A 13,819-nucleotide genomic window follows, 5' to 3' on the forward strand; every position below is an offset into this window, starting at 1 on the left:
CTGGAAGAATTTCGGTGATTAGAATCTCTAACTCATTCGTGTTAATCAGATTAACTTTTTTGAACAAGACGCCCAGCACGTATCGTGCCAGATTATACGCCGCGCCTTTATCTTAGAGATTTTACACAGTGTATTATGAATTACGATAGAGACGTATTCTAGTGTGTTATGTTTCCTGCCCGAGCTGAAGTTTTGTTACGTAATCGACAGCTTGGATCTATAGTCATTTTTTTGCAGTTGTTGCGACGCGATACGGAGTTACCAGCGTATGACCAAGCGTATGCTAATCGATGCTGCTCATCCGGAAGAGACCCGGGTTGTGGTAGTCGACGGGAACAAGATCGATGATTTTGACCTTGAAACAGCTTCCAAAAAGCACCTTAAAGGAAATATTTACCTTGCACGAGTAACAAGAGTAGAGCCATCGTTGCAAGCGGCATTTGTAGAATATGGCGGCAATCGCCATGGATTTATGGCCTTTACAGAGGTTCATCCAGATTATTACAGAATTCCGATCGAGGATCGTGAAGTTTTGCTTCGTGAAGAGCAAACTGACAATACGATGAACGAAAAGGATGAAAGTAGAGTTGAGGAGGAAGCCGGTGGTGTTGATTCCAAGGATTTAAGTAATGCTGGAAAAAATATCGAAGTAACTGCCAATGTTTCTGAGTTGAACGCTCAAAATGAAATTGTCAGCAGTGAAACCACGGAGGATTTGCGTAACCGTCGACATTTGCCTGGTCGACGATACAAAATTCACGAAGTAATTGTTAGGCGTCAAATTATGCTAGTGCAAGTTATTAAAGAGTCGCGTGGTAATAAGGGTGCAGCTCTCACTACATATCTATCTTTAGCAGGGCGATACTGCGTGCTGATGCCGAATACAGATCGTGGTGGGGGTGTCAGCCGAAAAATCACTCATCTAGCAGATCGTAAACGATTAAAGCGGATTGTTGATACTTTGAAAGTACCGGAAGGTATGGCAGTTATCGTCCGCACCGCCGGTGCACAGCGTACTAAGGCTGAAATAAAACGTGATTACGAATACTTGCTACGATTGTGGGATGAAATTCGTAAAACTACGCTAGATAGCACAGCACCTTGTCTTATCTATGAGGAAGCCAATCTCATTAAACGTTCCATTAGAGATCTATACACGCGAGATTTGGATGAGGTCTTAGTTGATGGCGATGACGGTTATAGGATTGCTAAGGATTTTATGAAAACTATGATTCCTAGTCATGCTAAGAGAGTCAAACGTTATAATGATGTTCATGTACCATTGCTCCATCGTTTCCAATTAGAAAGCCAGCTTGATGCGATTCATAACCCGGTGGTAGATTTAAAGTCAGGTGGCTATATTGTGATGAACCAAACTGAGGCATTAGTCGCGATTGATGTAAATTCCGGTCGCTCTACCTCAGAACGAAGTATCGAAGAGACTGCGCTTAAGACCAACTTGGAAGCTGCAGAAGAAGTAGCCAGACAATTACGCTTACGAGACCTTGCTGGACTCGTTGTAATTGATTTCATAGATGTTGAGGATTCTCGCAATCAACGTGCAGTTGAGCGTCGTATGAAGGAAGCTATGAAATCTGATCGTGCACGTATTCAAATAGGGCGCATAAGTCATTTTGGCCTTATGGGGCTCTCTCGTCAGCGTCTTCGTCCATCCTTAGTAGAAGCCAGCACTCAGGTTTGCCTGAGCTGTAAAGGTTTGGGGTACATTCGTTCTATTGATAGTACCGCTCTGCATATTTTGCGGATTATTGAAGAAGAAGGACTACGTAATCTCGCCGCAGAGATTGTTATACATGTGCCAGCACAGGTTGCATTATATATTCTTAATCAGAAGCGTACTCGTCTTGCTGATATCGAATTACGCTACGGTAATCGCGTGTTTTTAGAACAAGATGATACTTTGGTACCACCAGATTATCGACTTGAGCGCTTACGTTCTAAAACTGCTGAGGAAAGAGCTGCTTTCCAGATCGCGATCTCTGCCAATTCTGCTGAAGTCGCTAAGAATGATAATTATCTAGTTCTACCAGATAAGAGTGAAATTGAGGATTTTAATCCTAGCGATGAATATCATGAACTTAACAACAATAATCATTCTTGCTGTCATTCAAGCGGTAGTTGCGCTTCTGAATTTCGAGATGATACAAATAATAATCATACAGAGAACAAAGATACTCTTGTTAAAAATGAAACTAGTGCTGAGAGATGCGATGAATTAGACTATGACAATGATTATGATTGTCGCCGACGTCGTCGTCGAGGTAGAAGTGTTCGTCGTCGATCGCGAAAACAACGCCGTGATATTGTATCTGAAGCAAACTTGAGGAATGAAAAAATAAAAACCTGCGATGTTTCTTTTTTTGACACAAAGATCTCTAATGAAAGGATACAGCAAGTTCTCATGGTCTCAAGCAAACCTGCCGAAAATAACTATGTTTATGATTGCGAAGTGAGCTCTGATGAACTGATAACCGACGAACATGATATGCACAATGCTCACTTGCAGGGGGAGAAGTTGGGGTCCAATGGGATGATTAAGCATGCATTAGTTTTTAATAAGAAAACAAGTAAAGAAAATAAGCTATTTAATAATCTTACTTCTAAGCGTTCACGTCACCGTCGACGTAAGAGTCGTGAAGATAACCTAATGCTTGAAGCTCATAAGTTTGAAGAAAGGCATGAAAAAACTGTTAGTGATTCTTGCAAAGAGCTCGATGACAAAACAACCAACGTAGTAAATTCTACTAGGGAGAGTCCGATGGTATCGGAGGCAATAAATTCAACAGGAATTATTCAGATTAAAAATCTGAATAATGCAGTTGATAATCCTCGTAAAGGATGGTGGCGTCGATAAGAGAAGTAATCTAGCTGATTAAAGTAATTTTTGCAGGCCCCTGTAAGATAGAACAAAAAACTAATGTTTTCGCTGCTTGGCCTTGATAGATCTATCTGAATGACATATTTCCGGCTTAGATTATTGACTAATGTGTAGAGTTATCAATAAATTAACTATTAAGCATTAAAATTTGAATTTAAACCGATTAGTTTTTTACGCTATCCAGCGTAATTTTGATTTTATAAATAATAGCCATATCTCTACAACCAAGCCTTTAGTCTTTTACATGCTTCCAATATATCTTCACTAGCGCCAGCGAAAGATAAACGTATCGTTGCATGCCCGCGAGAAGGATCAAAATCTATCCCAGGCGTACAGGCTATTCCGATTTCAGTTAAAATGCGTTGGCAAAATTTTCTGCTGTCGCTGGTGTATTTAGCGACATTAGCATAAATATAGAATGCTCCATCAGCTGGCACTAGATCATCTAGCCAAGTTGATGGCAACTCATTTAGTAAAATATCTCGATTAAGAGCATAGCGTGCTACATTTTTTTGAGCTTCTTCTATGCAATCAAAGGCAGCTATTGCTCCAAATTGTGATATTGTAGGAGCTGAGATAAAGAAGCTAGCAGCAAGCCGTTCTACTGAACTCATTAACTCCGGCGGTGCTATGATCCAGCCAATACGCCAACCGGTCATTGAAAAGTATTTTGAAAAGCTATTGATTACTATGGCATCTGGATTGCTTTCCAAAGCAGAAACAGGGCGTTGTCCAAAATCAATTCCGTGATAAACCTCATCAGAGATTAGCCGCACTCCATTTAACTGACACCAACGAGTTATTTCTTTCATGCTATTTTCGCTAAGCATAGTGCCAGTCGGATTTGATGGACTGGCTATAATCAAACCATCTAACTTTCCAGCTTTTTCTAGCCTTGGTAATGTAGGCTGAAATCGATCTTTTTCATCAGTCGCTAGGTATACAACCTGCGCTCCCAATGATTTTAATATGTTGCGATATGCTGGGTAACCTGGTGAGGCAATGGCTACTCGAGATCCATGTTCTAAAGCTGATAAAATAGCAATGGTAAACCCGCTAGACGCTCCAGTGGTTACTACAATGCGCTCGATAGATACATCTATGTCGTACCATTTGCGATAATGGCTAGAAATTTTTTCACGCATTTTTGTCATACCAAGCGGTACAGTGTAGCCAATCTTATCGTTATATAGCGCGAAGCGTGCAGCTTCTAGCACACCCTTAGGCGCTGGAGTAGATGGCTGTCCGATTTCTAAGTGCAGAACATTATCACCGGCCGCTTCGCGTTTGACTGCATCTGACATCACTTGCATAACAATGAATGGATCGATTTCTCCACGACTGGCTGGATAAAACATAACTAACTTTCAAATTAAAACATTAAGAAAAACTGACTATATGCATTGGTTAAATCAAATAAACCCTACTGTAAACGAGAGTATTAATACATCAATGACTTATTTATTGAAATGATATTTATGATTATAACATAATATTAGCGATTTTATAATCCATAAATTAAGTATGGTTGTCTTTTTTTTAAATCATAAAAATATCATAAAGTGTACTCATAAGTAAAATATTATGAATTTAAATCTCATCATTCTACATGTTATGTTTGTTTTAAGCTATAGTTTTAGAAATATGGATTTTTTTGTTAAGGAAAGTTATGGGGTGAATATTCTATTACTTAAATTGCTACTGACAAACAAAGATAGTGAGTACAAATATCTTAGTTATTATTGTTAATTTTATAGCAAATGGCTAATCTTTTTTTTAAGCAGATTTGTTTAATTTGGTGCTTAAAGATATTACATAATTTAGTAGTGTAATTTTATTTTTTGTATTAAATACAATACCTATTTTTAAATATTTCTAAATTTAATCCCAGCTATTCCTACTAGTTTAAAAATTTTTGATGGAAATTGGATTGAAAATTGTAGAAGCAAAGCTTAGCAAGCTGGTTACATACCAATGCTTTTATAGAGAGGATAAATAAAGTGTATGGTCAGTAATGGGTCTATAGCTATGGAGTGACAGGAATGTATATCCATCAATCGATATAATTTTAGTTTTTTATGCTTTGCTGTCGTTACCTTAGTAACAAGGTCGTAATTAACGCAATAAAGCGATATTTTTTCTCTAAAATAATTAGATTTTTAGAAAAGCCTTCTTATATACAGAGCTATAAGAATTTCTTGGCGCGATTGTGGTAACACATATACTAAGTTAGATACGGTTTTTTATGTTAGATTATGTAAAAATTTGACTAACTTGATGATTTTTCTTCCTAAGATTTCTAGTAAAAACAGTTTATTCTTAATTACAAATGTTTATTCTTAATTACAAATAATGTCTTTGTACATTTTAGGTATTGCTCATACTAGCTACTGGCATTCTCCAACTAGGCTGGAAATGCCAGTAGCTTATTCATTTTTGTTTACTGTACTCATTTGCATGAGTGCTTGGTATAGTATTTTGTTTGCCGAGACACTTTTTGAGTTTGGCACTTAATTTATTACTTAATCTAAATTCATAGTACTATACGATCAGCACATTAAGATATAAATCTTATAGTAATTGCTAGTTGTTTAACATTGATATTAGCTTGAGCTTTTCTAAAAGCTGTTAACTAAGTTAAACTGTCTTTGCTTGCTTATTAAGATTAGGCGTAGCGTAAGGCTAGTGAAGAGAATAAGTTATTTTTAAATAGCTACCTTATAATAGCTATGCAATCGCAATTATAAGGTAATTAGCGTTATTGCTGATGAAATTGACTACATTGCCAGCGATCATTGAGCTCAAAAATAAAATGCTATCGATTCTGTTGCTAAAGCCTCTATGCTTATGGCAATTGTTGGAATTGCTATAGAGTTTGTGAGTAGTCGTGGTGATATAGGTGCAGCAATTGCTATGAGCAGATAGTCGGTTTCGCTTAGCAGTTTTATGAAATATATACAAGAATAGGAATCGATAGCTGATCAAGCGGGAATGCGGTTTCTTGATGCTATTTATCAATCAGCTGGGGGATTACAATTGTTTTTTTTAAACACATGATATCTAAGAAAACGCCTTATTTAACTCGACTTATTTATCTACACACTCATTTATCAGGGATCGCCTCAAATCAATCAAAGCACATGTTATTATATCTTCATATTCGAATCTGAAAGCGATAGCAAAGCAGATTATCGATTTCAATCGATTACTTGCGAAGCTTCATGGATTTATTTTGCTTACCTTCTCAGACATTGCACAATATCCGGAAACTGATAGTGGTTTGCGTGCTAAGTTAGCTCGTGCAATCTTTTATCTTAAGATGCTGGATTATAAGCATTCGCTTGCACTAACGCTAGAGATAATTTAGGAATTATCCTCAAGATCCTTCTCTGTATGAATCAGAAAGTAAGATTTTTTTGAAAAGCAGGCAATAACCAAAGCTACGCTGGCGCCTATGCTTATGGAGCAAGAGCTAGCTCCAATGTAGGGTTGATTGAAGTTTTTATCGCAGCAAATTTTTTGGTAATAAAAGATTACGCTGCTAGCAGGAGATTATGCTTCACTTGCAAAAAATGTCAAGCCTTCTGAAGGTGATTTTCCTTTTTTGTGGCATCAATTGGCGATTGCTCAAGGAAAACTTGCTAATATCGCTGAAGCTGTAGTTTCTATAGCAGAGAAAGTCGTGAGTAACGATAATTGGGAAGATGGCAGCTATTCAAGCAAATCGTGTACAAAAAAGCTAAAACCTGCTAAACCTATGATGCTGAGAACGATAGCGATTGAATCGCTTGCAAAAAAGCATGGCTAGTATAAAAGCAGAAAGCTACCTTAATGTCCATAGCTTAGACTAGTTGCAATCGTTACTTTATAGCTAAATATAATCAATTGATTCTTGTTTTGGAGATCTGAATGATTCGCTCTTTCTTCTCCTTTTTCTTATTTTCATTAGTTTTTTGTTTTAAATTAGCAACCGCTAAAGATGTTCCTTGTTCTTTGGAAAATAAATCCGAGGTTAAATTGTTAATTCATAACTACATGAAAGACAATGAGATTGTAGAGGAACCGAATGATCTGATGAAAAATTTTTTTCTTATGCAAAGAAGCCAACAGACTGACAAATACGACCTTAAACAGGTTTTGACAAATAATCATTATGCATTGGAGTGTGATTCAGCAGATCCAGTATTAGGTAATTTAAATGCAGATGTCACTGTAGTAGAATTTTTTGACTACCAATGCAAATATTGTAAATTAATGACTAAGCTTCTGAAAGAACTAGCGAAGGAAGATACTAACATAAGAATTGTTTTTAAGGAACTACCGATTTTGAGTAAAGTATCTGAAACTGCTGCCTTAGCTTCGTTGGCTTCTCATTTGCAAAATAAGTATATGAAATTTCAAAATAAATTATTTGATACGCCTGGTCGAATTACTCAAGAAGTGATTTTTCAGTTGGCTAAGGAGATAGGTCTTGATATCGATAAGCTGAAGAATGATATGGAAAGTATCATGCTACGTAACCAAATTCGTAAATCATTTGAACTCGCTAGGCTCTTATCAATTCAAGGTATTCCATCCCTGGTAATAGGTGATTATTTAATTCATGGTCTCATTTCGAAGAAACAGCTTGTTCAAGCTGTGACTGAGGTACGTCGCAGCAATACTTTAAACCATTTGCAAGATCAATTTCTCGACTGTTCGAAGTGAACGAAGGAGCAAATTCTTTATATTTGATCTTTTCATTCTATCCACAACTTCTAAAATATATAAGAGTTTACTTTGATAGCTTAGGTTTTGTCTTAGCTTTAAAAATGATTTAATTTATCAATGCGATAGTTAATCTCTTATTACACCTTGCAAGTTAGTATAAGATTAACTAGCGCATTTACGGCTTTATATATTGCGATTATGCGACGTACAACAGCGATAAAACTTTATAATTTTGCATATATAGATGGATAGTGTCTTATCAGAGTTTTGATCATCTATTAAGGAGATTATTAAGTGGAGTGTGATCAGCCTCTATCTATCACTTAGAGCTGGTGATACTCTGAGAATAAAGCAAGGGCATTGATCGATCGTTAATTGATCATGGTAAGGATTAATTTGAGATGTTTATAGTAGTCTTTTTATATCGATTAACTTAAGTTAAAACATCAGGTGATTGAAAACAAGACTAATTATATAAGGCAAAGAATTTATTTTTATCAATATGTTAATTTAAATCAGCGATAGAGCACAATTAATCGCTTAATATTTTTAATCATGTGGTTTGTCAGTTGATTAATTCAGATAATATAAGATTAATTCAGATAATATAAAACTACAGTGTTTAAAACTAAAAAAATAATTATAACAATATAATTCAGAAATTATACACCAAATAAGCAATACTTTAACGTTTTGATTGTATAAACTAAAGAGTAGTTTAAGGTGGTTTAGCTTGGTATTGGCATGAAATCGATTTCATGTTTTGGCAAAAATTATTAATTGCAAAACAATAGTTAAAATGCTAATGAAGCTTTATTTATTATGGAGGTTACATTTTAATTATAGATGAATATATAAGTCCTTATATAATAGAATACTCGATCAATTCTCGTTGCTTAATTAAAAAAACTCTATCGGAGAATAATGATAATTATTCATGATTACTATTATCCCTATTGCTTCAATTAAACATTATTGATAGTTGATAAAACGATGACCAGAGCGCGTTGACTCGTAATCGGTAATACTTAACTATTTTCTTTATATAACATCAATCTTTATTGATCTGTTGATTGTAATAAGTCCGGTAAATAGCATAGTGAGTTAAAATAAGTTTTGGTTAACTAGACAATTCGAGATTAATAATAAGGATTTGCCGTAATCACAATTATGCATTGTATCAGGTTTATATTGTATCTATTAAATCCTACGAGTGATGCTTGGGATAAGAATTAGACTTGCGACATCTATCATGGCTTGACGACATTCTACCTTATCTGGATAGTTTGTTGTTTTGCAGAGAATTTCTGCTAAGTTCAACCTCTTTAAGGCTAAGATAAGACTGTAGATATTCCAGCGCTTTATTTGTTGAGTCATGGAATCGGCTACACGGAAGAATACACTAGAGCGCAAGGACTTAATGGCTTGGGAAGCAGTAAGACGGTTGTTCATCCGAACACGGGCTAAGTGAAGCTGTTGGAAGTAAATTATTCCCATTCGCACTATCTGTACTGAAGTCATACCTTGCTGAAATGCTTGATCAATCACAGTCATAATTAGATCCAATCTACCATCTGCTACAGTAGATATTAACTGAATAATATCCACTTCTGCGTTATTTGCTATAGCAGAAACAACTAAATCAAGATCAATAGTTTGGCCTTCTTCAAATAAAAGAGTAAGGTTTTCAACCTCTGTTTTACTTGCTATTCGGTTATCTTCCGAATGCGCTATAAGAAATCTTTCAGCATCTGGATTTATTTTAACAGATTTTGCCGCAAGCATTTTTTTTACTTCGTTGGCTCGCTCGCTCTCAGCATCTGAATAGCAGGCAAGAGCAAATATATCTTTTCTTTTACTTGAGAAGAATTTACGCAATTTACTTGATGTCTTCAAATCGTTAGATTCAATAATGAGTAACGTGTCACCAGTATCACCTTCAAGCGCATTGATAACCATTTCAGTTATTTTATCAGGTGCATTGTGAATCCAAACTAGGCGACGATCTCCTGTCATTGAGTGCGCTTGCATTTCCTCCGATAGCCTTGCCGGATCACTGGCAGCTTCGCTACCATCCATCTCACTAAGATTAAATGGATCATTTAGTGTTGTTACTACTGTTTTAGCAATTCGTTTGGCAAATTTCAGCACTTTACCAAGATCTTGTCCGTATATAAGAACGGCTTTGGTGGAATACGGTAGATGATTAATAAAATCTTCTATCTCATAGGTTGCTAATTTCATTTGTTATTTGTTCGATTATCTATACTATTGAAATATAATGCGATACGCAATCGAATATCATCTGCTAGTTCTGTTATTGCGCGCAGGCTCGCAGCTCTCTCGGCGTTAAGGTTAGCATATTCAGATGAATTAATGAAGAAGTTTGATGTGCGCTCATTTTGTCCATTAATTATAGCTTTATTAGTTATAACTTCTATTAGTTTCCATTTTACTTCAACAATATAGCTAGCCAAAGTTACTTTTGATTTTCGCAGTAAGATTATATTAGGTTTATTTTTATTGATAATAATATCTATGCGATATCTAGGTTTAATAACAATGCCACTCGGATTAATGCGGTCAAATAATACGTTGCAAAGCATCTGACTTAAGCGATTGTCAGTTGATTTGATATCAATTTGAGTAAATATTTGATCATATAGGTTATAACTTATAGTTTTTGTCGAATATAATGGCTGAAAATCACAGGCTACAAAAGTAGTTCCGTACAAAACTAGAATCATAGCTGCTAATGATTTAGAGTGTTCTATCGCTCGCACCACAAACTCAAGCCACAAAGTTGACTATCTTGTTAGGTACTACAATAACTTTACGAGTAGTTTTGCCCTCAAGCAATTTCAATACACTCGGCTGTTTGCTAGTTTGTTCGATAATTTCTTCCTTGGAGGTATTTTTTTCCGTTTCAATTGTCCCACGCAATTTACCATTAATTTGGATAACAATAGTTACCATTTTGCTTTCTATCAAACTAATATCCGCTTCTGGCCAAGCAACCTTGGTAAGCATGCTGCTATAACCAAGCTTCATCCATAATTCTTCGCAGATATGTGGGATTATAGGCGCCATCATTTTGATTATTGTTTCTAAACCAAAGCGTAAGGTCCATGCTTCGCCTTCACCTTGGCCAGACAATGTAAATATCTGATTGGACAATTTGCGGATCTGGGCTACTGCAGTGTTGAAACGGCATTTTTCGATGTTATCGGTTACAGAAAAGATGGTCCTGTGGCATTCTTTATAGATGGATTTAGCTTCTGGCGATAATACAGTTGGTTTTGTCGTTTTAACCGATAGCAGATTAATTTTGCATTCTGTTATTGCTTGCCATAAGCGATTAATATAGCGCCAGGCGCTATTGATACCTTTGTCATTCCATTCTAAGTCTCGTTCAGGAGGGTTATCAGACAAGATGAACAAACGAACTGTATCAGCACCATATTGGGCAATTATTCCCTCTGGATCAACTGTATTGCGTTTGGATTTTGACATTTTTTCTATTCGACCGACTGTTACTGGTTTATTGTCTTCGATCGTAACCAAGTGGTTGCTAGCAGTTTGGGTAATCTCTTCGGGATAAAGCCAGCGATCGTTTCCCCAATAAGTTTTATGGCAGACCATGCCTTGGGTAATAAGTTGAGAAAATGGTTCTTTTATAGAGAGGTATCCACAATCGCGTAGAGCGCGGGTAAAAAAACGAGCATAAAGCAAATGTAGTATTGCGTGCTCTACACCTCCAATATACTGATCAACAGGCAACCAGTAGTTGGCGGCTTTGTGTTCAAAAGGAACGTCTGCGTTTGCATCAGCTAAACGAGCAAAATACCAAGAAGATTCAAAAAAAGTATCAAGCGTATCAGTTTCGCGAATCGCATTTTTGCCACATAATGAGCATGTCGTATATTTCCAGGTTGGATGAGAGTCAAGCGGATTGCCTGGGCTGTTAAAATCGATATCCATAGGAAGTTTAACAGGTAGTTGATCTTCTGGTACGGCTACAATTCCACAGCTGCTGCAGTGAATCATGGGTATCGGGCATCCCCAATAACGTTGCCTGGAAATCCCCCAATCTCGTAAACGCCATGTGATACTACGTTTTCCTATACCACATTTCTCAAGACGCTCAATAACAGCGGATTTAGCGTTTTCGACTTTCATACCATTTAAGAAGTCAGAATTGTAAATTGTACCAGGTCCTGTGTAAGCTTTACACCCGCTTGAAAAAGAAGCTTCATTTTCCTTCGCTGGGAGTACAACTGGAATTATTGGTAAATTGTACTTACGTGCGAAATCAAGATCACGCTGATTACTGGATGGACAGCCAAAAATAGCACCAGTGCCGTAATCCGCTAGTACTAAATTACTGACATAAACTGGTAGAGTCTTGTTAGGCAAAAAGGGATGCTTGGCTTTAATTTTTGTACGATATCCTTTTATTGTTGAGGTATCGATGTTTATTTCACTAGTACTAGTGCGATTGCATTTTGCGATGAAGGCTTTCAAAGCTTTATTGTTTTCTGCTAACTTAGAAGCTAGCGTATGATCGGCAGCTATCGCACAGAAACTAGCGCCAAATAGCGTATCTGGCCTAGTAGTAAACACATCTAGCTTTTCTCCGATTCCTCTTGCTCCAGTAAGCTGAAAACTAATCAATGCCCCATCTGAACGCCCTATCCAATTCTTCTGCATAAGCCGAATTTTATCTGGCCAGAGATCTTCCATCTCCTTTAACGTATCTAGCAGATCTTCTGCGTAGTCGGTAATTTTCAAGAACCACTGATTTAGCTTACGTTTTTCAACTGTGGCCCCAGAACGCCAACCAGTACCGTTGATTACTTGCTCATTGGCCAGCACTGTTTTTTCTAGAGGATCCCAATTGACCCAGCTTTCTTTACGATATGCAAGCCCAGCTTTTACAAAATCCAGAAAAATTTTTTGCTCGTGGCGATAATAGCTAGAATCGCAGGTAACTATCTCACGACTCCAATCATAACTTAGTCCTATGCTTTTAAGTCTATTGCGCATAGCAATGATGTTATTTTTGGTCCAATCATGAGGATGAATACCGCGCTCGATCGCTGCATTCTCAGCAGGTAAACCAAAGGAGTCCCAGCCAATTGGATGTAATACATTGAATCCACGAGCAATCTTATATCTTGCTAGTACATCTCCTAATGTGTAATTACGAACATGACCCATATGAATGTTGCCTGATGGATATGGAAACATTTCTAATATATAGAACTTGGGTTTAGAAAAATTAATTTTTGCCTCAAAATACTGGCACTGAGCCCACTTTGATTGCCATTTTTCTTCAGTTTTCTTAAAGTTATAGTAAGTCATAAACATTTTTCTTTCTTCAATATGGTCAATAGCGTAAGATTTATAGCATGCAAAAGATTGTAAAATTAGTTATCATCTGGTAATGATAATTGTCGAATACGCATTTGACGCGCGCGCGTGAGAATTGTATTCTCCAAATCCCTAGCAAGAGTATTATCGATTATGGTGTCACCCCAATTCCCTTCGGGAGCACGTATTTGTCGAAAAACATTAGCACGAATGGCGTCAGAACGAAGTTTGCGATCAAGGATGTAAACAGTTATTTTAAAACGCTCTTTAGGGCTATCCAACGAATTATACCAATCTGAGATAATCACTCCTCCAAACGGATCAGCCGAATCTAATGGCAAAAAAGACAGAGTGTCTAGTGTTGCTCGCCACAAAAAAGCATTAACAGTTATACCATTCTCAGATTTATTAGAATGATTATTCTTGCCAAACGATAAAAGATCGATCCAGTCTATTGTTGTTATTTTATCTTGTTTTTTATAACTTGGTATTCCGTCTGGACCTGTAGTAGGGTACTGATATGTTACTGGTATGTTGGAGGTACATGATGATAATATGAAAAAACAGACTAGTATTGACCTCAAGAGATCTTGGGGGTTTAAGCGAAAATCGATCATTACATTTTTATCCAATTTTTATGGTCATTTTTACTAGTAACATGCTGTAGAAGCATTAATCATGAAACACGATGTTATTTTTAATCTTATGGATTTGCGAGGCAAGTATTGTAGAAATTTGCATTAAGACTGACATTTGAACTAGTGCTTATCACTTGATATTTGTGATAACTTTGCCAAGTTAGGCTTGTTTTGTAGTTTAAATCACCACTACTAAGCT

General features: G+C 36.6%; 11 protein-coding genes. 6 read left to right on the plus strand and 5 right to left on the minus strand.

Features of this window, described 5'->3' with window-relative positions; genetic code table 11:
• Positions 1 to 168: 168 nt before the first annotated feature.
• The gene (locus P856_RS04420; protein ID WP_144079717.1) at positions 169 to 348 is read left to right on the plus strand and encodes a hypothetical protein; all 180 of its coding nucleotides are present in this window, start codon (positions 169 to 171) and stop codon (positions 346 to 348) included.
• Positions 269 to 2,875 (plus strand): Rne/Rng family ribonuclease, encoded by a 2,607-nt coding sequence (locus tag P856_RS01340; protein WP_025300380.1) that lies wholly within the window; start codon positions 269 to 271, stop codon positions 2,873 to 2,875. Before P856_RS04420 ends, P856_RS01340 begins: the two co-directional genes overlap by 80 nt.
• A gap of 242 nt (positions 2,876 to 3,117) precedes the next feature.
• On the opposite strand, the gene P856_RS01345 is transcribed toward P856_RS01340, so the two are convergent.
• Positions 3,118 to 4,257 (minus strand): pyridoxal phosphate-dependent aminotransferase, encoded by a 1,140-nt coding sequence (locus tag P856_RS01345; RefSeq protein ID WP_025300381.1) that lies wholly within the window; start codon positions 4,255 to 4,257, stop codon positions 3,118 to 3,120.
• Between the two features lie 994 nt (positions 4,258 to 5,251).
• Between P856_RS01345 and P856_RS04465 the strand changes: the two genes are divergently transcribed.
• The 4 genes from P856_RS04465 to P856_RS01355 all read left to right on the plus strand — a co-directional run bounded on the left by P856_RS04465 (position 5,252) and on the right by P856_RS01355 (position 7,606).
• Positions 5,252 to 5,413 (plus strand): hypothetical protein, encoded by a 162-nt coding sequence (locus P856_RS04465; protein ID WP_158380569.1) that lies wholly within the window; start codon positions 5,252 to 5,254, stop codon positions 5,411 to 5,413.
• A 718-nt stretch (positions 5,414 to 6,131) separates the two neighbouring features.
• Complete coding sequence (locus P856_RS04505; RefSeq protein ID WP_264357532.1) at positions 6,132 to 6,266, plus strand: hypothetical protein; 135 nt, start codon at positions 6,132 to 6,134, stop codon at positions 6,264 to 6,266.
• A 237-nt stretch (positions 6,267 to 6,503) separates the two neighbouring features.
• On the plus strand, positions 6,504 to 6,707 hold the full coding sequence (locus P856_RS01350) for a hypothetical protein (RefSeq protein WP_025300382.1): 204 nt from the start codon (positions 6,504 to 6,506) through the stop codon (positions 6,705 to 6,707).
• Between the two features lie 101 nt (positions 6,708 to 6,808).
• Positions 6,809 to 7,606 (plus strand): DsbA family protein, encoded by a 798-nt coding sequence (locus tag P856_RS01355; RefSeq protein ID WP_025300383.1) that lies wholly within the window; start codon positions 6,809 to 6,811, stop codon positions 7,604 to 7,606.
• Positions 7,607 to 8,809: 1,203 nt separating this feature from the next.
• Here P856_RS01355 and holA read toward each other — a convergent pair.
• The 4 genes from holA to P856_RS01375 all read right to left on the minus strand — a co-directional run bounded on the left by holA (position 8,810) and on the right by P856_RS01375 (position 13,599).
• A complete protein-coding gene (holA, locus tag P856_RS01360) occupies positions 8,810 to 9,853 on the minus strand; it encodes a DNA polymerase III subunit delta (protein ID WP_025300384.1) in 1,044 nt (347 codons plus the stop codon).
• Positions 9,850 to 10,395: a hypothetical protein gene (locus tag P856_RS01365; protein WP_158380570.1), complete on the minus strand. Its 546-nt coding sequence runs from the start codon at positions 10,393 to 10,395 to the stop codon at positions 9,850 to 9,852. The genes holA and P856_RS01365 overlap by 4 nt, the downstream gene beginning before the upstream one ends.
• Positions 10,396 to 10,399: 4 nt before the next feature.
• On the minus strand, positions 10,400 to 12,973 hold the full coding sequence (gene leuS / locus P856_RS01370) for a leucine--tRNA ligase (RefSeq protein ID WP_025300386.1): 2,574 nt from the start codon (positions 12,971 to 12,973) through the stop codon (positions 10,400 to 10,402).
• Positions 12,974 to 13,038: 65 nt separating this feature from the next.
• On the minus strand, positions 13,039 to 13,599 hold the full coding sequence (locus P856_RS01375) for a DUF3576 domain-containing protein (protein WP_025300387.1): 561 nt from the start codon (positions 13,597 to 13,599) through the stop codon (positions 13,039 to 13,041).
• Between the last annotated feature and the right edge of the window lie 220 nt (positions 13,600 to 13,819).

The organism is Candidatus Endolissoclinum faulkneri L5 (assembly GCF_000510265.1).
Lineage (GTDB): Bacteria > Pseudomonadota > Alphaproteobacteria > Thalassobaculales > Thalassobaculaceae > Thalassobaculum > Thalassobaculum faulkneri_A.